Origin of the sequence: Acidovorax sp. JG5, from assembly GCF_017939685.1 — a bacterium.
In the GTDB taxonomy this organism is placed as follows: domain Bacteria; phylum Pseudomonadota; class Gammaproteobacteria; order Burkholderiales; family Burkholderiaceae_C; genus Acidovorax.
In genome coordinates this window covers 338222-356448 of sequence record NZ_JAGKSE010000004.1, presented here as the reverse complement: position 1 = coordinate 356448, position 18227 = coordinate 338222, and the positions used below count along the sequence as shown (strand labels likewise).

Here is an 18227-nt window from a genome sequence, read left to right as displayed (position 1 = left end):
ACGGGCGCAGCTGGTGCGATGAGTTTGCATTAAATCGGGCTCTAGCGCTTATGGATAAAGCGCTATGTGCTATGTAAATATGAGCAAATAGGCAGCGCCCCACGCTGTTTTGCCGGCAGCGGTGGGGCTTCGTTCAGCCGCAGCGCACCGCCGTGATGCGCCCATTGCCATCCACCACCAGGTTCAGTCGTTCGGTGTTGAACTCCAGCGTCACCGCCTGGCGGGGGTGCAGCAGGCGTGCCATGGCCGCGCCCGATGCCACCCGGGCTTGCTCGATCACCGACGGGGTGCCTTGCTTGCCGATCACCCCCTGGGCGGGCGCCGCATTGCACACGCCGCCGCGTGGCCCCGGGCCCACCGAGGGCGGCGCCGCACCGCCCGCACCGCCTGTTCCCCCCGGCAAGCCGGCGCAGCCGGCTAGCAAGGCAGCGCACAGGCAGGTGGTCAGGTTGGCGGTGAGGGTATGCGGTCGGGTCATCTGCATGGTTTTCTCCTGGGGGATCGGTGGCGGGGGTTGCCGGTTGTAGGACACCTTATCGTGCGCCAGCCCTCCTGGCTGTCACGACAGGTAACCGTATCGCTTGGTGATCCGGCCATTTGGCGCATCAACCTTCACTGGGCTGGATCTGTCGTGCGCGCCTGTGCCAGCAGTGCGGCTCGGCGGGCCATCGTCAGAGGGCTGCAATGGCCAACCGTGCAGTCATTCCAGCAGCTTGCCGAGTGCGTCGGGGCCAATGGGTGGCTGCGCCGTCCACGGCACCACCAGCACAGCGTGGCGGGTGTGCGCGGCCACCCGCTGCATCTGCTGCAGCTCGCTGTGCAGGCGGGTTTGCAGCAGGGGGTCGGCCGTGCCGGTGGCCAGCAGCGATTTGTTGACGACCCAGGCGAAGGGTTCGATCTGGGCCCGGCGCAAGTCGTCCTGTAGCGCGGCGGCCTGCGAAACCGGGGTGGCTTCCGGCAGTGTGACCAGAATGATTTTGGTGTAGTCCGCATCTTGCAACCGCATCAGCGGCGTCACGATGCGCCCCGCCGCCTTGCCCTCGAATTCCCGCACCATCTGGCGGTGGTAGGCGCCAGTGGCATCCATCAGCAACAACGAATGCCCGGTGGGCGCGGTGTCCAGCACCACAAACGAACTTCGGGCTTGCGCCACCACATGCGAGAAGGCGTGAAAGACGGCCACTTCTTCGGTGCAGGGCGAGCGCAGGTCTTCAATGAGCAGGGCTTTTTCGTCCTCGGTCAGCGTGGCCGCGCGGGAGGCCACGATCTTGTCCACGTATTTCTGCGTTTCGGCCTGGGGGTCGATGCGGTCCACGCTGAGCCCTGGCACCTCGGCGTTGAGTGTGACGGTCAGGTGCGCAGCCGGGTCGGTCGTCGTCAGGTGCACCGATTTGCCGTGGCGGACCAGACCCAGCGCAATGGCGGCGGCCATGGTGGTCTTGCCGACCCCGCCTTTGCCCATGACCATGATCAGGCCGCGTTCGCCCTGGGCCAGCTCGGCCACCAGCTCGGACAGCTTGTGGTGCTCCATGGCGGGCGCTGCGGGGGTGGCTGCGCCCGTGGTGCATGGGGGCTCGGCGGCCAGCAGCCCGCGCAGTGCGGGCAAACCCACCGAGTCCACCGCCCGCAGTGGAATGTGGTCGGCCACCAGCGGCCGCAGCGCGGCTGGCAGTTCGTCGAGCGCCTTGCGCCCCAGTGCTTCGATGGCCGCGGCGATCGGGTCGTCCGCATGGGTGCGATGGAACACGGCATTCACCACCAAGCGCTGGTGGGTCAGGCCCAGCGCGCGCAGTTCATCCGAGGTGCGGGCCGCCTCATCGAGCGCGCCTTTGTCGGGCCGGGCCACCAGCACCACGGTGGTTTGCGTGGCGTCATTGAGTGCTGCCAGGGCTGCGTTGAAAAGCTGTTCCTGCATCTTCAGGCCCGAGTGCGGCCCCAGGCAGGACGCACCGCGGTTGTTGCCTTCCAGGAAGCCGCTCCAGGCCTTGGGCAGGCTCAGCAGCCGGAGCGTATGGCCGGTGGGGGCCGTGTCGAAAACGACATGGTCATAGGCGGCACCGCCCTGCGACAGCAGGTTGGAGAATTCGTCAAAGGTGGCGATTTCGGTGGTGCAGGCGCCCGACAGTTGCTCGCGCACCGTGGCAATGTCCTGGTCGCTGGCCTGTGGCCCCATCTGCTGAACCACGCGTGCGCGGTAATCCGCTGCAGCGGCATCGGGGTCGATGTTGAGCACCTGCAGGCGCGGCACGCCGGGCACCGCCACGGGCTGGTTGCGCAGTTCGATGCCCAGCATTTCATCGAGGTTGGAGGCGGCGTCCGTGCTGACCAGCAGCACCTTTTTGCCCGCGTCTGCCAGCGCGATCGACACCGCAGTGGAAACCGAGGTCTTGCCCACGCCACCCTTGCCCGTGAAGAACAGGTATTTGGTGGGCTGGTCGAGAAGGTGGATGGGTGCGGGCATGTGATTCCTGGGTGGGCCGGGGCGCGCGCTACTGGCTATGCACCGATGGATTGCACTTTACAATATTTCAATAATCGTTGTATAGTTCTTGCATGAATGAAACCGACGCTGTCCGTTCGCTCGCCGCTCTGGCCCAGGAAATGCGCCTGCGGGTGTTTCGTGCGCTGGTGGTGGCGGGCAACCAGGGGCTGACGCCCAGCGCGCTGGCGGAACAACTGGATGTGGCGCCCAACACCCTGTCGTTTCATCTCAAAGAGCTGACCCATGCGAACCTGGTCAGCCAGGAGCGCCAGGGCCGCAACCTGATTTACCGCGCCTCCATCACCACCATGAACGACTTGCTGGGCTTTTTGACCGAAAACTGTTGCCAGGGTGCTGAGTGCCTGGCGCCCCAGGCAACGTCCTGCGGTTGCTGACGCAGGAGTGGCATGCGCTTGTGCGTGGGCACATCAGCCATTTGTCATTCATTCGCCATTAAATAATGCAATATTTCAATGAATATAGAATTGAATAAGAGGGCCGTATCATGAAAGTGGGCATCAACGGAATGGGCCGCATCGGCCGCCTGGCGCTGCGCGCGGCCATGGGCGCTGCCGAGCGCCCGCAAGACGACCCCCGCGCCGGCAATCGCCTGGAGGTGGTGCACCTCAACGAAATCAAGGGTGGCGCCGCGGCCACCGCCCACCTGCTGGCTTTTGACACCGTGCAAGGCAAGTGGCGCGAGCGCATCCAGGCGGAGGGCGACAACGCCATCCATATCGGCCAGCAGCGGCTCTCGTTCAGCGCGCATGCCACGGCGGCAGAAATCCCGTGGGGCGACCTGGGCGTGGACGTGGTGCTGGAATGCACCGGCAAGTTTTTGACGCCCGAGACCATCCAGGGCCACCTGGATCGCGGTGCCAAGCGCGTCATCGTGGCCGCGCCGGTGAAGGTGGGCGACGTGCTCAATATCGTGGTGGGCGTGAACCACCCGCTGTACGACCCGGCCACAAACCGCATCGTCACGGCAGCGTCGTGCACCACCAACTGCCTGGCGCCGGTGGTGAAGGTGGTGCATGAGCACATCGGCATCCGCCACGGGCAGATCACCACCATCCACAACCCGACCAACACCAACGTGGTGGTGGACGCGCCGCACAAAGACCTGCGCCGCGCCCGCAGCGCCATGGAGAGCCTGGCGCCCACATCCACCGGCAGCGCCACCGCCATTGCGCTGATTTACCCCGAACTCAAGGGCAAGCTCAACGGCCATGCGGTGCGCGCCCCGGTGCTGAACGCGTCGCTCACCGATTGCGTGTTCGAGCTGCAGCGCCCGACCACGGTGGAAGAGGTGAACGCGCTGTTCGAGCAGGCCGCTAGCTCGTACCTGTCGGGTATTCTGGGCTACGAAACGCTGCCGCTGGTGAGCGCCGACTACGCCCGCGACACGCGCAGCTCCATCGTCGATGCGCTCTCGACCATGGTCACCGACGGCACGCTGCTCAAGGTGTACGCCTGGTACGACAACGAAATGGGCTATGCCTGCCGCATGGTCGATCTGGCCTGCCACATGCAGGAAGTGGGCATCTGACATGCAAAGCCACGCCACGCGCAACTACGCCATCGTCACCGCGGCGTATTGGGGCTTCACCCTCACCGATGGCGCGCTGCGCATGCTGGTGCTGCTGCATTTTTATCGCCTGGGGTACTCGCCGTTCACGCTGGCGTTTCTGTTTTTGCTTTATGAAGCGGCGGGCGTGCTGGCCAACCTGATTGGCGGCTGGCTGGCCACGCGCTACGGCATCACGCGCATGCTGACGGTGGGGCTGGTGACGCAAATCATCGGCTTTACCCTGCTGTCGCAGCTCAACCCCGATTGGTCGGTGGCCCTGTCGGTGGCCTGGGTGGTGCTGGCGCAGGGCATCTGCGGCGTGGCCAAGGATTTGACCAAGACCGCCAGCAAATCGGCCATCAAGGTCACCTCGGCACAAGCCAAAGAGCAGGGCGCGGGCCAGCTTTTCCAATGGGTGGCCTGGTTCACCGGCAGCAAGAACGCCATGAAGGGCGTGGGCTTCTTTTTGGGCGGGCTGCTGCTGCAGGCGCTGGGTTTTCAGCACGCGCTGTGGGCCATGGCGGCGCTGCTGGCGCTGGTGCTGGTGGGGGTGGTCACTTCGCTGCCCCGGATGATGGGCAAGAGCAAGGCCTCCCAATCGGCCAAGGAGCTGTTTGCCAAAAATGCCGGCATCAACGCCCTGGCCGCCGCCCGCGTGGTGCTGTTTGGCGCGCGCGATGTCTGGTTTGTGGTGGGCGTGCCGGTGTTTTTGTATTCGCAGGGCTGGACGTTCACCATGGTGGGCGGTTTTCTGGCCGCCTGGACTATCGGCTATGGCCTGGTGCAGGCCATGGCGCCGCAGCTGGTCAAACGCAGCACCGACGGCCTGAGCACCGAGGTGCCTGCCGCGCGGCGGTGGTCGGCCCTGCTGGCGGTGGTTCCCGTTGCCATCGCCGTGGCAGTGGCCCTGCAGGTGCCGCACCTGCAATGGGTGGTGGTCGGCGGCCTGGGGCTGTTTGGCTTTGCGTTTGCCGTCAATTCGTCCGTTCACTCGTACTTGATCCTCGCCTACGCCGGCTCGGAAAAAGCCGCCGAAGACGTGGGCTTTTATTACGCCGCCAACGCCCTGGGGCGCTTTGGCGGCACGCTGCTGTCGGGCCTGCTGTACCAGTGGGGCGGGTTGCTGTATGCGCTCATCGGCTCTGCCGTGATGCTGGTGGTCTGCTGGCTGGTCACGCTCACATTGCCGGTGACAAAGGACAAAAAAACAGCCGCAGCGGCTTGAGGGCTGCGCACGGGCACCACGTAACGCGCAAGTAACCATGGCGCTCCACACTCTGCAAAACCCCACTGCTGCGCCGCCGGGCTGGCGCAGCGCCGCAAATTATTCACTCTCCCATTCCCTCAACCCTTGGTGCCGAAAGCAGGTATTCACATGTCCCATCGCATCTACAACGTGCTCTTCATCTGCACGCACAACTCCGCGCGCAGCATTCTGGCCGAAGCCATCCTGAACCAGAACGGCGCTGGCAGATTCCGTGCCTTCAGCGCCGGCAGCCACCCCGCGGGCGTGGTCAACCCGCGTGCGCTCGATCTGCTGGAGCGGAATCGTTTTTCGACGCAGGGCTTGCGCAGCAAGAACTGGGAGGAGTTCGCGGCGCCCGACGCACCGGTGATGGACTACGTGCTCACGGTATGCGATCAGGCGGCGGGCGAGGTGTGCCCCGTCTGGCCGGGCCAGCCGATGTCGGCGCACTGGGGTGTGCCTGACCCGGCAGCGGTCGAGGGCGATGAAGAAGCCGTGAACAACGCGCTCAAAGACGCTTTCATCGTGTTGAACCGCCGCATTGCGCTCTTTCTGAGCCTGCCGCTGGAAAAGCTCGACAAACTGGCGCTGCACAAAGAGCTGGTCCAGATTGGACAAACCAACGACTGAAAAATCCACATGCAGACGGGCCTGGACATGCGATGGTCCAGGCCCTTTTCATTGAGCGAGGGGAACCACCATGGGGCTGTTTGAGCGGTATTTGACGATCTGGGTTGCGCTGGGCATTGCTGCCGGTGTGGGGCTGGGGCTGGTTTTTCCGGGGCTTTTTCAGGCCGTTGCCGGCCTGGAGATTGCGCAGGTCAATCTCGTGGTGGCGGTGTTCATCTGGGTGATGATTTATCCGATGATGATCCAGATCGACTGGGCCGCCATCAAGGACGTGGGCAAGAAGCCGCAAGGGCTGCTGCTGACGCTGACCGTCAATTGGCTGATCAAGCCGTTCACCATGGCTGCGCTGGGTGTGCTGTTCTTCCAATACCTCTTTGCCCCCTGGGTGGACCCGCAATCGGCCAGCGAGTACATCGCCGGCATGATTTTGCTGGGCGTTGCGCCTTGCACCGCCATGGTGTTTGTGTGGAGCCAGCTCGTCAAAGGCGACGCGAACTACACGCTGGTCCAGGTCTCGGTGAACGATCTGGTGATGGTGGTGGCCTTTGCTCCCATCGCCGCCTTCTTGCTGGGCGTGACCAACGTCACCGTGCCCTGGGAGACCCTGGTGTTGTCCACCGTGCTGTATGTGGTGCTGCCCCTGGCCGCTGGCATGGCGACCCGCCACCAGCTGGCCCGGCGCTCGCCGCAGGCGGTCGGCGCGTTCGTGGCGCGGCTCAAGCCCTGGTCCATCGTGGGCCTCATTGCCACGGTGGTGTTGTTGTTCGGCTTTCAGGCGGGCACCATCGTCGAGCAACCCGCGGTGATCGGCCTGATTGCCATTCCGCTGGTGTTGCAGACCTATGGCATCTTTTTCATCAGCTGGTGGGGCGCCAAGCTGCTCAAGCTGCCCCACGATGTGGCGGGCCCCGCCTGCCTTATCGGCACATCCAACTTCTTTGAGCTGGCGGTGGCGGTGGCGATTTCGCTTTTTGGGCTGAACTCTGGCGCCGCCCTGGCCACGGTGGTCGGCGTGCTGGTCGAGGTGCCCGTGATGCTCTCGCTGGTGGCGATCGTCAATGCATGGCGGCCGCATGTGCACGCCCCGCGTGCATGAGCTGGTGAGCCGGTGAGCCGTTGCCCGTGGGGTTTCAGCGCTCCGAAAAAAGATCCCTGATCACCTGATAGTCCGCGTTGGTGACCGGCACAAATTGCTCGGCGCCCCTGGATTCCAGCATGGCCCGCAAGGGCGCGGCGTTGAAAAACACGCGGTGAACTTTCTCCACGACCGTTTTGCACAGGCGATTGCGCAAGACGAATGGGTCGTATGGTATGGGCTCCGATTGCCAAAGAACCGCCAGTTCGCCGGGGGCAATGCGCCCCATTTTCAGGGCCTCTTCAAAGCGTGCGGTGGACACAAACCCCGCATCCACCAGGCCTTTTTGAACCGCATCAATGGAGCGGTCATGCGAGCCGGCAAACGAGATGCGGCTGAAGTAGTTGTCGATGCTCTGGCCCGTCTTTTTCTTCACGAACTGTCTTGGCACCAGGTTGCCGGAGGTGCTTGCCGGGTCGGTCAGGCTCAGGGACCGGTCGCGCAGGTCATTGATTCCGGCAATCCCCCGGTTGGATCGCACAATCAAAATGGAACGGTACGTCGCAAGCATGTTGGCGCCGGCCGGGCCACGGCCAGAGGTGGCGGCAAACGGTGTCACGGCTGCGTTGCGGTCCATCAGCATGGCATAGGCAGCGGGGCCCAGCTCGGCCAGATCAATGCTTTCGTTCAGCAGCCCTTCCATGACGGCCGCATAAGAGGGCGATGGCACAAGCGCCACACGGCGCTGTAGTGCCTTCTCCAGTTCCATTTGGATGGGGCTGAATTCTTGCAACTGCTTTTGGTTGTTGCCCTTGGGGATCAAGGCAACGCGCAGGACGTGGGGGTCATCACAGGCGGCATCCGACGCGGACGCCCGTAAGGGCACCAAAATTGCAGCCACAAAAACGATGAAAAAGAATAAGTGGCTCATGTCGGGACGATAGTTGCTTGTACCAAGAGTTTCTCGGCCTCGGCGCTGTGCACCGGCCTGCTGAGGAAGTAGCCCTGGACCTCGTCGCATCCAGCCATTTTCAGTTGCACCAGTTGATCCATCAGTTCAACGCCCTCGGCGACAACGCGCATCTGCAACCCGTGCGCAAGCGTAATGATCGAAGTGACGATCACGCCAACGTCCTTGTGGCTGCGAATGTCGTTGATGAATGACCGATCAATCTTGACCGTGCTGATGGGCAGGTCACGTATCTGGCTCAGGCTGGAAAAACCGCTGCCAAAGTCATCCAGACCGATGCGTATGCCCAGCTTGCGAAGGTCTTCAAGGACCTTGACGGCCTGGTCAACTGGCTCGACCAGACAGTTCTCGGTAATCTCTATTTCCAGATCGCCGGGGCTTAAATCATGGTCTTGCAACAACTGCGCAATCTTTGTTGCCAGGCTGCCGTCACGCAACTGCCTTGGCGACACATTGAACGCCAAAGGCACCCGCGGTATGCCCTGGGCTTTCCATTGGGCTTGCTGAATGCAGCACGCCTTCATGACCCAATCGCCAAGCTGAACGATCAGCCCGGACTTTTCAGCCGATGCAATGAAATCGCCGGGATATACCAGTCCATGGTCTGGGTGCTGCCATCGCACCAGAGCCTCCAGGCCTGTGATGCGATAGTCGGCCAAATCCACTTTGGGTTGAAAGTGAAGCACCAGTTCGTCTTTATCGATCGCGATGGGAAGTTGCCGCTCCAGTTGAAGGATTCGATCGTTCGTTGGATTCTGGCTGGCGTTGTAGTAGGTGAAGCGCCCCCGCCCCATGCGCTTGGACTCGTACATCGCTGCATCCGCATGCCGGCACAGCGTGGTCACGTCGTGGCCATCACGCGGGAACGATGCAATGCCGACACTCGGACTGGCCTTGATCTCATGACCATCGATATCGAGATACGGAAGGCTCAGTTGCGCTACCAGCTTGGAAGCCAGTGCGTCCATGTCCTCTGGCCGATCAAGGGACGTTATCAGCACAGCGAATTCATCGCCGCCCATGCGGCCGACTACATCGGAACTGCGCACATTGCTTCGAAGGCGCTCACTCATGGCGCGCAGCAGCTTGTCGCCCACATGGTGACCCAGGGTGTCATTGATGAGCTTGAACCGATCCAGATCCAGATACATCAGCATGTAGTGCTTGCGGCTGCGCCGGGCCCCTTCCAGATGGCTGGCGGCGATTTCATTGAACATCCGCCGGTTGTGCAATCCAGTCAAGTGGTCGAAGGATGCCAGTGTCATTGCCCGAGTCGTCTCGCTCTCCAGGTGCACGATCAACTCACGCTTTTCCTCATCAGATGCGTGCAGCGCTTCCAGCAACGTCTGCTGGCGGCGCGTGCTGCGCACCAGCCCCCAAGCAGCGGCAGCCAAGATGAAGCTGAGAGAGCCCAGGATGCCCCATACGCGCAGACTGCTGCCGTTGCTGTGAATCTCCTGCATTCCGCGACTGACTGCAACGATGAAGGGCGCACGCTCTACCCGCTGAAAGCGTGCCAATTGCTCACCCTCGTGCCCGGGCAGGACGCCTCTCCACAGGCCCTCGGATGAATTCGCCGGAGCGAACTGCGGCAGGCGGCGGGGCTGCTGGCTTAACGACAGCCCTTCTGGGCGCGCCTCGGCGATCTCAACGCCATCCAGCCCCAGGATATGGATGGACCCCGTGGTGCCCATATCGATGTTGCGGTAAAGCTGCAGAAAATAACCAAGGTCCAGCATGGCAAGCAGGTAGCCCGATTGCGGGGGGTGCCCATTGGGAGCCGATACCAGGAGCGGAACTTGCCATGCGTTTTCTTTGAGCAGCGGGCCCACCTGAACATCCGCGTCTGTTGCCAGAAGGTCATCGGTGGAATTACCCACCCGCTGCAGGAATGCCTTGATTTCCGGGCCATCTGCAAACGGAGACGATGAGCTTTGCCGATTCAGCGCGCTGTCATAGAGTGCAAGCCTGAGAAAAATGCGGTCTGACGCCAGCATCGACGTCAATCGAGCGGATGCGCTCGATTGATCTTCGTCTGCGGAATGGTCCACGGTAACCGCCATCAATCGGCTGCGATCCACCACCTGGGCCAGATTTTCCGCAATGATGGCCGCCAGACTGCGTTGTTGAAGCTCGGCATTCTTCTCCAGCAGCGCCGCCTCGGCCCTCAAGCGCTGCCAGGTCAATAGCCACATCAAGGCCAGCACGATCACCAAAGCCGCAATGCTGATCCACTGCAATCGCTGAGAGCTGCCGACGGGGCCACTGAGCCGCTTTGCGATGACGGAGCGAAAGGTGTTGGGGATCAAGCGAGGGGGCGATCTGTAAGGTCAACTGCTGATCGTGCGACAAATTTGTGACGAATGCATGTCAAATCCGGGCTTGTCATTTTCCGCGCCACGCACTGGTGTTCGACGGCCGGGGGATGCGTCGCTCGTGCATTCGCGCTGCGCATACAGAGCATGCCAAAGACCAGAAACAACAAAGCCCCATTGCTGGGGCTTTTCTGCGCTTGCCTCAGCCTGTTCAGCTTGTGGCGGGTTCCATGGGAGAGGGCTCGATGATCGCCTGCAAATCGCATGAATACCTGGATCTGGCGGAGACTGTGAGATTCGAACTCACGGACGGTTGCCCGTCGGCAGTTTTCAAGACTGCTGGTTTAAACCACTCACCCAAGTCTCCGGGTTGTAAGCCGCGTATTCTAGCTGCCCGCCTGCACTGATTTTTGTTGCCTGCCTTTGGCACGGACAAAGGCAGCCCATGTGCGTCGGGCCCTGTTGCCTCACATGCCCAGTGACTTGAGCAGTTCGTCGGTGTCGCTGGAGGGCGTGGGGGGCCGGGGCACTGCTGCATCTGCGTCTGCGCGGGTCTGCGCCATCAGTGCGTCGGGATCGGGGGTTTCCTGCGGCTCGAAGTCATACAGCTTGATGAATTCGGTGCGGTCGATGGCCAGCTCCAGATAGAAGATGTTGTTGTTGCCGGTGTAAAAGGTCACGCGCCGGGCCTCGGGCTTGTCCAGGTTGGCGTCCACGCTCAGCATCACCTGCTTGTTCAGCACCAGCATCTTGGGCTGGTTCTGGGTGATGTGGGTTTGCAGCTCGCGCCGCACCTTGCCGGTGAAGTCGCCCACCACCTGGTTCATGAGTTCACCCATCACGTTGCTCACCTCGTCCGAGGTGTAGGACGTGACCAGGTCGTCTTTCGACATGCCCATGTTGAGCAGATAGCTCTGGTACAGCTCCATGGCGGCTGGTGCCGAGAAGTTGATGATCACCAGGCCCGAGAAGCCGCCGTCGAACAGCACAAAGCAGCCAATGTCGGGTTTGAGGCAGGTCTTGCTGATGCGCTGCACCATGCCGGAATAGTGGATCTGGCCCTGAGTGGCCACGTTCAGCACGCGGGTGACCGAGTTGCACAGGCTGATCAGCAGATCTTCGGTGCCGTAAACGACGGAGGTTTCTGGGGTGCTCATGGTGCGAAATGTGGGGGGCTTTGGAAGATGACGGGTGTGCACAGCATAGGTGACGAATGGCTTGGGGCACCAACGATATGCGTGCTGGCCCTGGGCTGGCGCCTGGCCAGGGTGATGTCAACCGATGCGTGACTGATTATGGCTGGTATTTGCTATTAATTGTATAGCTGTTAGCGCTTATCCAGTAAGCGCTAGAGGCATATTTTCTATGTATTTCTGTTGTGTACGGGCTTGAGCAGCACCACCAAGGCCCCCGCGCCACCATCCATGGGCCGCGCCTGCACAAAGGCCAGCACTTCGTTTTTTTGCACCAGCCAGCGCTGCACGCGGCTTTTGAGCACGGGGCTTTTGCCCGGTGAGCCCAGGCCTTTGCCATGCACCACGCGCACGCAGCGCAGGCCGGTCTTGTGCGCGTGGCGGATGAACTGGCCCAGGGCCTCGCGGGCCTCGTCCACGCGCAGGCCGTGCAGATCGAGCTGGCGTTGGATGCTCCAGTGCCCCGCGCGCAGGCGGCGCGTCACTTCCACGCCGATGCCGGGGCGGCGAAAGCTGAGCTGGTCGTCGGTGTCGAGCAGGGTGCTCACATCGAAATCGTCGCTGATGGATTCGAGCAGCACGCGCTCTTCGTCCATCCAGTGCTGCACGGGCAGTGGCGGTGGCTGGCGATCGCGCAGGCGCGCCAGGTTGGGGCTGCGCAGTGCGGTCACCGGCCCCACGCTGCGGCTGAACAGGTGGCGCTCGGCCTCCAGCCGGGCCGCGGCCTCGCGCTGGGCTTGGGCCTGCGCCTCGGCGCGCTCGCGCTCTTCGCGCAGCTGGCGGGCCACGCTGGCCAGGTCGTGCAGGCCCTGGATGCGCAGGCTGGCGCGGCGCGGCGCCGGGGTGGTGCGGCGGGTTGGGGCTGGCGCGGCAGGCCTGGACGGTATCACACCAGCCCTTTCTCGGCCATCGACAAGGCCTGGCCCGGCGCCACGATGACATGGTCGAGCACGCGCACGTCCACCAGCGCCAGCGTGGTTTTGAGGGTTTGCGTCAGGGCCTCGTCGGCCCGGCTGGGCTGCACGCTGCCGCTGGGGTGGTTGTGGGCCAGCACCACAGCGGCGGCCTGGTGGTGCAGGGCGCGCAGCACCACTTCGCGCGGGTACACGCTGGTCTGCGTGAGCGTGCCCCGGAAAAGCTCTTCCATGGCCAGCAGGCGGTTTTGGCTGTCGAGAAACAGCACGGCAAACACCTCGTGGCCCTTGGCCGCCAGGTGCAGCTGCAGGTAGTGCTTGACGGCGTCGGGCGAGTCGAACACCTCGCGCTCGCGCAGTTGCTGCGCCAGGGCGCGGCGGGCCAGTTCGAGCACGGCGACCAGCTCGGCGCGCTTGGCGGGGCCCAGGCCTTTGATGCGCTCCAGGTCGGCCGCGCTGGTGTGCAGCAGGCCGGCAATGCCGCCAAAGCCGCCGCTGAGCTGGCCGGTGGCATTGACCGCGGGTGGGTCGAGCAGCTCTTGCGCCATCTGCAGCACGCCCTTGCCCACGATGCCGGTGCGTAGCAAGATGGCCAGCAGTTCGGCATCGGCCAGCGCGGCGGGGCCGCGTGCCAGCAGTTTTTCGCGGGGCTGGGCATCGGCGGGCAGGTCTTTGAGGGGCATGGCGCTGGGGGGCAGGGCGCCCGCCAAGGAGCGACGGGCGTAGGGCTTTGCCCGGTTTTCTACAATACGGGCCAGTTTATCGGGACTTTCATGACATCTACCGCAGCCTCCCTTCCCTCCGTCCAGTCCGGCTCTTTCCTTACGCTGCACTACCGCCTGGCCGGTCCGGCCGGGGATGTGATCAACACGTTTGAGGACAAGCCCGCCACCTTGTCGCTGGGCACGGGCGAGTTGTCGCCCGCCATGGAGCAGCGCCTGCTGGGCCTGCCCGAGGGCACGCACGCCACGTTCGAGCTGGCCGCCGGCGAAGCCTTTGGCGAGCGCAACGCCGACATGCAGCAATGGGTGGCGCGCAAGCTGCTCAATGAACTGGGCGACCCCGACGAGAAATACAACGTGGGCGATGTGGTGCAGTTCCCCACGCCCGACGGGCAGGGCAGCTACGCGGGCGCCGTGATGCAGGTGCGTGAAGATGGCGCCGTGCTGTTCGACTTCAACCATCCGCTGGCGGGCCAGCCGGTGACGTTTGCAGTGCAGATCATCGGCGTGCTCTGAGCCATGCAGAAGCCTCAAGAAATATTGCTGGCCGAGCCGCGCGGCTTTTGCGCCGGCGTGGACCGCGCCATCGAGATCGTCGAGCGTGCGCTGCAAAAGTTTGGCCGCCCGATCTATGTGCGCCATGAAATCGTGCACAACACCTACGTGGTCAACGACCTCAAGGCCAAGGGCGCTGTCTTCATCGAAGAGCTGTCTGACGTGCCGCCCGGCGCCACGCTGGTGTTCAGCGCCCACGGCGTGAGCCGCGCGGTGCAGCAGGAGGCCCAGGCGCGCGGTTTCAGCATTTTTGACGCCACCTGCCCGCTGGTGACCAAGGTGCATGTCGAGGTGGCCAAGCTCGCCAAAGAGGGCTACGAGTTCATCATGATCGGCCACAAGGGCCATCCCGAGGTGGAAGGCACCATGGGCCAGCTCGACCACGGCATTCACCTGGTGGAAGACGTGGCCGATGTGGCCCGTGTGCAGCCCGGGCAGACCGAAAAGCTGGCGGTGGTCACGCAAACCACGCTGAGCGTGGACGACGCGGCCCAGATCACCGCTGCCGTGCGGGCGCGCTTCCCCACGGTGCGCGAACCCAAGCAGCAGGACATCTGCTACGCCACGCAAAACCGGCAGGATGCCGTCAAGCTGCTGAGCCCGCAGGTGGACGTGGTGATCGTGGTGGGCAGCCCCACCAGCTCCAACAGCAACCGGCTGCGCGAGCTGGCGGCCCGCCTGGGCACCACGGCCTACATGGTGGACAGTGCGGACGAGCTGCGCCACGAATGGTTTGACGGCATCGCCCGCGTGGGCCTCACGGCTGGCGCCTCGGCCCCCGAAATTCTGGTGCAGCAGGTGATCGAACGCATCAAGGCGCTGGGCGCGGTGTCGGTGCGCAAGATGCACGGCATCGAGGAAACCATCAAGTTCCCGCTGCCCAAAGGCCTCAAGATCGACGCGGCCACCGGCCTCGAAATTTCCGAGCGCCTGCCCGAGACGGGGCCAGCGGGGCATTGAGCCCGTAGGTTGCAACTACTGAATTGATAGCTGCTAGCGCTTATTGGACGTGCGCTGGAGGCTTGTTTGGTTCAAATTCCTGCCGGGATGACGCTACAGCAACACCGCAGGCCCGCTCCACAAATCCAGCGGCGGGTCGGCCGCAACGGCCCGCAAGATGTCGGTGCGCGCGATGAAGCCTGACAGCACGCCGGCTTCGTCAGTCACCGGCAGGCCCGGCAGCCCGGTGTCGAGCAGCACGGCGGCCACGCGGCGCAGTTCGGTGTCGGCCGCCACCGTGGGCACGGGGCTCACCATGACCTCGGACACCGGGCGGCGCGCCAGCTCGATGGTCTTTTTCACGGCACCGGGTTCGGGCAGCAGGTCCAGCGGTGCCATGTCGGCCCGCAGCAGCAGCCCGATCACGCGGCCCAGCGCATCCACCACCGGGGCTTGCGCCACCTGGCGCTCGGCCAGGATCTGCCAGGCATCATTCGCGCGCAGGTCGGGGGGCACGCTGAGGGGGGTTGTGGTCATCACGTCGCGCACTTGGGTCAGGGGCTGGCGTGCCAACTGGGGACCTTGCCCGGCCTGCGAATAGGCGCTGACCGCGCCTTGCATGCGCAGGTTGACGGTGGCGGCCGCCGAGTGCGGCATGGGCGCAGGTGCGGGCGGCGAAAGCGCGCCATCCACCTCCGGGCCGCGCGTGCGCAGCGCCTGGGGGCGCGCCACCCGCCGCACGGCCGCGATGTGCGCCAGATTCTCTGGCCCGCCCCGGTACATCTGGCCCGACGGGCCGAATACAAAGAACATGCATGCCTCCTGCAGGCCGCGTGCAGCCCATATGACCGATGTTATCGACAGGTTCGGCCGCGCACAGCAGTGCTGTGTGTATCGGTGTGTTGCACCCCGCGTGGCCCACCCTGCACTGGGGCAGACATGCCACCCCCTAAAATCCCACCATGCTTGACATTCTTCTCCTCCGCAAAGACCTCGACACCGCCATTGCGCGGCTGGAAACCCGCAAAAAGCCCCAGGCCTTCCTGGACGTCTCCGCATTCCAGGCCCTGGAGTCCGAGCGCAAGACGCTGCAGACCCGCACCGAAGAGCTGCAAGCCCAGCGCAACCAGCTGTCCAAACAGGTCGGCATGCTGATGAGCCGTGGCGACAAGGACGGCGCTGAAGCCGCCAAGGCCCAGGTGGCTGCGGGCAAGGCAGAACTGGAGCAGTCCGCCGCGCGGCTGGAGCAGATCCAGGCCGAACTGCTGGCCATGCTGGTCGCCGTGCCCAACCTGCCGCACGAAAGCGTGCCCGTGGGCAGCGACGAATCCGGCAACGTGGAAGTGCGCCGCTGGGGCACGCCCGCCACCTTCGCCTTCGAGGTGAAGGACCATGTGGACGTGGGCACCCCGCTGGGCCTGGACTTCGACATGGGCGTCAAGCTCTCGGGCTCGCGCTTCACGGTCATGAAAGGCCAGATCGCCCGCCTGCACCGCGCCCTCTCCCAGTTCATGCTCGACGTGCAGACCGGCGAACACGGCTACACCGAGTGCTACGTGCCCTACGCCGTGAATGCCGATTCGCTCAAAGGCACCGGGCAATTGCCCAAGTTCGAAGGCGACCTCTTCGCCGCCAAAAAGGGCGGCCAGGACGGTGAGCCCGTGCCCGACAATGCAGCGCTGTACCTCATCCCCACCAGCGAAGTGCCGTTGACCAACTTCGTGCGCGACGTGGTGGTGACAGAGTCCGATCTGCCCATCAAGCTCACGGCCCACACGCCATGCTTTCGCTCCGAGGCCGGCAGCTATGGCCGCGACACGCGCGGCATGATCCGCCAGCACCAGTTCGACAAGGTCGAGATGGTGCAGATCGTGCACCCCGAAAAAAGCTACGAAGCGCTGGAGGACATGACCCGCCACGCCGAGGCCGTGCTGCAAAAGCTGGGCTTGCCTTATCGCGTGATGAGCCTGTGCACCGGTGACATGGGCTTTGGCGCCGCCAAAACCTACGACCTGGAAGTGTGGCTGCCCGCGCAGAACACCTACCGCGAAATCAGCTCGGTCAGCAATTGCGAGGCTTTCCAGGCCCGCCGTTTGCAGGCCCGCTTCAAGAGCGCCCAGGGCAAAAACGAGTTGGTGCACACCCTGAATGGCTCTGGCCTGGCCGTGGGCCGCACGCTGGTGGCGGTGCTGGAGAACTACCAGCAGGCCGATGGCAGCGTGACGGTGCCCGAAGTGCTCCGCCCCTACATGGGCGGCATTGCTGTTTTGGCGCCCTGAAAACCTTGCTATACTCGCAGGCTTCGACACACAGGAGAGGTGGCAGAGTGGTCGAATGTACCTGACTCGAAATCAGGCGTAGTGGCAACACTACCGTGGGTTCGAATCCCACCCTCTCCGCCAGTATGCACAAAGGTTTGCTGCTATATATTTAGCAGCAAACCTTTTTTGCTTTTTGCACGGCTTCGTTTGCGCAGATGCCTGAAGAAAGCCGCTGGACAATGATCCAGCCGTGTGGCTGTGATCGCTCGGCGCAGGGCTTTGGCGTCACCGGGTGCTCAGCAAGGATGAGATCAGGTTCATGCCAATGGGGGCGCCCGACTTGTCCTTGATGGACGTGATTGTCTTGAAGGCGGTGGCCTGTACGCGGTCTGGCAAGCGGACGAAATTGTTTTCCTGCACCAGCGTATCGCCATTGAGGAACGCCCAGGCAAAGAATTTGAGGGCCGCCAGCGTTTGCTCCGGGTTGTTGGCCACCTTGGGGACGACAACAAAAGTACCCATGGTGATGGGCCACGAGCCTTTGCCTGATTTCTGGGTCAATGTTTCTGAAAACGACCCGGATGTGGCCCATTCGCTGTTGGCCAGCGCGGCCTTGAATGCAATAACCGATGGGCGGACAAAATTGCCTTCTGCGTTTTTCATCTGGGCGGTGGCAAGTCCATATTCCTTTACATAACCGTGGTCGATATACGCAATGGAGCCCGGAGTGTCCTTCAGAGCCTTGGCGACACCGTCACTGCCTTTGGCGCCGATAAATCCGTCAGCCCATTGGATGCTTGTTTTTGCACCATAGGTCGTCTTCCATTTGGAAGAAACCTTGCTGAGATAATCCGCAAAGTTGTAGGTGGTGCCCGAACCGTCCGAGCGCACTATGACCTTGATTGCCTCGTCGGGCAGTGCGACGCCGGGGTTGAGTGCGGTGATTTCTGGCGCATTCCAGCGACTGATTTCTCCCATGTAGATGCGACTCAATAATTCGCCAGACAGGCGCAGTTGGCCATCGGATATTTTGGTCAGATTGAATACGGGTGATATCCCGGTAATGGCAACCGGGAAGGTGACCAGGCCACCTTCGGTAAGTTCCTTGGCGGCAGGCGCCACATCCGATCCTCCGAATCCCACGTCGTTTTGGCGGATCTTCCGGAGGCCGCTCGATGATCCCACGGGATCGTATTCAACCGTTACGCCTGTTGCGTGGGCGTACGCCTTGGCCCAGCTGCGGTAGATGGGCGCGGCTGCCGAAGAGCCAGCACCGGTAATGCTTTGGGCCATTGTGCTCATGGAGCCCACCGTGGAAATGATAAAAACCAATACGAAACAAATGCGATTCATGA

The 18227-nt window shown here is 63.1% G+C and carries 17 protein-coding genes and 2 tRNA genes; 9 read left to right on the top strand and 10 right to left on the bottom strand.

The annotated features are described in order from the left end of the window. Positions 1 to 133 precede the first annotated feature (133 nt). Together J8G26_RS07560 and arsA are read right to left on the bottom strand one after the other, a co-directional pair. Positions 134 to 484, bottom strand: a complete 351-nt coding sequence (locus tag J8G26_RS07560) for an I78 family peptidase inhibitor (RefSeq protein WP_232476480.1) — start codon at positions 482 to 484, stop codon at positions 134 to 136. A gap of 216 nt (positions 485 to 700) precedes the next feature. Beyond that, positions 701 to 2461, bottom strand: a complete 1761-nt coding sequence (gene arsA / locus J8G26_RS07555) for an arsenical pump-driving ATPase (protein WP_210568463.1) — start codon at positions 2459 to 2461, stop codon at positions 701 to 703. 92 nt (positions 2462 to 2553) lie between these two features. On the opposite strand from arsA, the gene J8G26_RS07550 reads away from it, so the two are divergent. The 5 genes from J8G26_RS07550 to arsB all read left to right on the top strand — a co-directional run bounded on the left by J8G26_RS07550 (position 2554) and on the right by arsB (position 7024). Continuing rightward, complete coding sequence (locus tag J8G26_RS07550) at positions 2554 to 2877, top strand: metalloregulator ArsR/SmtB family transcription factor (protein ID WP_087744073.1); 324 nt, start codon at positions 2554 to 2556, stop codon at positions 2875 to 2877. Positions 2878 to 2987: 110 nt separating this feature from the next. Next, positions 2988 to 4031 carry an ArsJ-associated glyceraldehyde-3-phosphate dehydrogenase gene (locus tag J8G26_RS07545; protein WP_210568462.1) on the top strand — a complete coding sequence of 348 codons (1044 nt, stop codon included), beginning with the start codon at positions 2988 to 2990 and terminating at the stop codon, positions 4029 to 4031. Position 4032: 1 nt separating this feature from the next. Next, positions 4033 to 5277 (top strand): organoarsenical effux MFS transporter ArsJ, encoded by a 1245-nt coding sequence (arsJ, locus tag J8G26_RS07540; protein ID WP_210568461.1) that lies wholly within the window; start codon positions 4033 to 4035, stop codon positions 5275 to 5277. A 150-nt stretch (positions 5278 to 5427) separates the two neighbouring features. After that, a complete protein-coding gene (locus J8G26_RS07535; RefSeq protein ID WP_210568460.1) occupies positions 5428 to 5928 on the top strand; it encodes an arsenate reductase ArsC in 501 nt (166 codons plus the stop codon). A 70-nt stretch (positions 5929 to 5998) separates the two neighbouring features. Next, positions 5999 to 7024, top strand: coding sequence for an ACR3 family arsenite efflux transporter (arsB, locus tag J8G26_RS07530; protein ID WP_210568459.1), 1026 nt, complete (start codon positions 5999 to 6001; stop codon positions 7022 to 7024). 34 nt (positions 7025 to 7058) lie between these two features. Here arsB and J8G26_RS07525 read toward each other — a convergent pair whose 3' ends face one another. The 6 genes from J8G26_RS07525 to radC all read right to left on the bottom strand — a co-directional run bounded on the left by J8G26_RS07525 (position 7059) and on the right by radC (position 13078). Beyond that, a complete protein-coding gene (locus tag J8G26_RS07525) occupies positions 7059 to 7934 on the bottom strand; it encodes a phosphate/phosphite/phosphonate ABC transporter substrate-binding protein (RefSeq protein WP_210568458.1) in 876 nt (291 codons plus the stop codon). Next, complete coding sequence (locus tag J8G26_RS19335; RefSeq protein WP_246881273.1) at positions 7931 to 10282, bottom strand: EAL domain-containing protein; 2352 nt, start codon at positions 10280 to 10282, stop codon at positions 7931 to 7933. The genes J8G26_RS07525 and J8G26_RS19335 overlap by 4 nt, the downstream gene beginning before the upstream one ends. Positions 10283 to 10567: 285 nt before the next feature. Further along, positions 10568 to 10655, bottom strand: a tRNA-Ser gene (locus J8G26_RS07515). A gap of 100 nt (positions 10656 to 10755) precedes the next feature. Then, positions 10756 to 11445 (bottom strand): DUF3334 family protein, encoded by a 690-nt coding sequence (locus tag J8G26_RS07510; protein ID WP_210568457.1) that lies wholly within the window; start codon positions 11443 to 11445, stop codon positions 10756 to 10758. 206 nt (positions 11446 to 11651) lie between these two features. After that, the gene (locus J8G26_RS07505; protein ID WP_246881296.1) at positions 11652 to 12278 is read right to left on the bottom strand and encodes a Smr/MutS family protein; all 627 of its coding nucleotides are present in this window, start codon (positions 12276 to 12278) and stop codon (positions 11652 to 11654) included. An 89-nt stretch (positions 12279 to 12367) separates the two neighbouring features. Continuing rightward, positions 12368 to 13078 (bottom strand): DNA repair protein RadC, encoded by a 711-nt coding sequence (gene radC, locus J8G26_RS07500; protein ID WP_087748179.1) that lies wholly within the window; start codon positions 13076 to 13078, stop codon positions 12368 to 12370. A 90-nt stretch (positions 13079 to 13168) separates the two neighbouring features. On the opposite strand from radC, the gene J8G26_RS07495 reads away from it, so the two are divergent. After that, entirely contained in the window at positions 13169 to 13633 is a 465-nt protein-coding gene (locus tag J8G26_RS07495; protein ID WP_210568456.1) for an FKBP-type peptidyl-prolyl cis-trans isomerase, read from the top strand. Positions 13634 to 13636: 3 nt separating this feature from the next. Continuing rightward, entirely contained in the window at positions 13637 to 14632 is a 996-nt protein-coding gene (gene ispH / locus J8G26_RS07490; protein WP_087744140.1) for a 4-hydroxy-3-methylbut-2-enyl diphosphate reductase, read from the top strand. 93 nt (positions 14633 to 14725) lie between these two features. Here ispH and J8G26_RS07485 read toward each other — a convergent pair whose 3' ends face one another. Beyond that, the gene (locus tag J8G26_RS07485) at positions 14726 to 15424 is read right to left on the bottom strand and encodes a CBS domain-containing protein (protein WP_210568455.1); all 699 of its coding nucleotides are present in this window, start codon (positions 15422 to 15424) and stop codon (positions 14726 to 14728) included. Positions 15425 to 15573: 149 nt separating this feature from the next. Here J8G26_RS07485 and serS point away from each other — a divergent pair, with 149 nt between their 5' ends. Further along, positions 15574 to 16890 carry a serine--tRNA ligase gene (gene serS / locus J8G26_RS07480; protein ID WP_210568454.1) on the top strand — a complete coding sequence of 439 codons (1317 nt, stop codon included), beginning with the start codon at positions 15574 to 15576 and terminating at the stop codon, positions 16888 to 16890. A gap of 33 nt (positions 16891 to 16923) precedes the next feature. Next, positions 16924 to 17013, top strand: a tRNA-Ser gene (locus J8G26_RS07475). A 144-nt stretch (positions 17014 to 17157) separates the two neighbouring features. Here the strand turns inward: J8G26_RS07475 and pstS are convergent. Then, positions 17158 to 18225, bottom strand: coding sequence for a phosphate ABC transporter substrate-binding protein PstS (gene pstS / locus J8G26_RS07470; protein ID WP_210568453.1), 1068 nt, complete (start codon positions 18223 to 18225; stop codon positions 17158 to 17160). Positions 18226 to 18227: the final 2 nt, after the last annotated feature.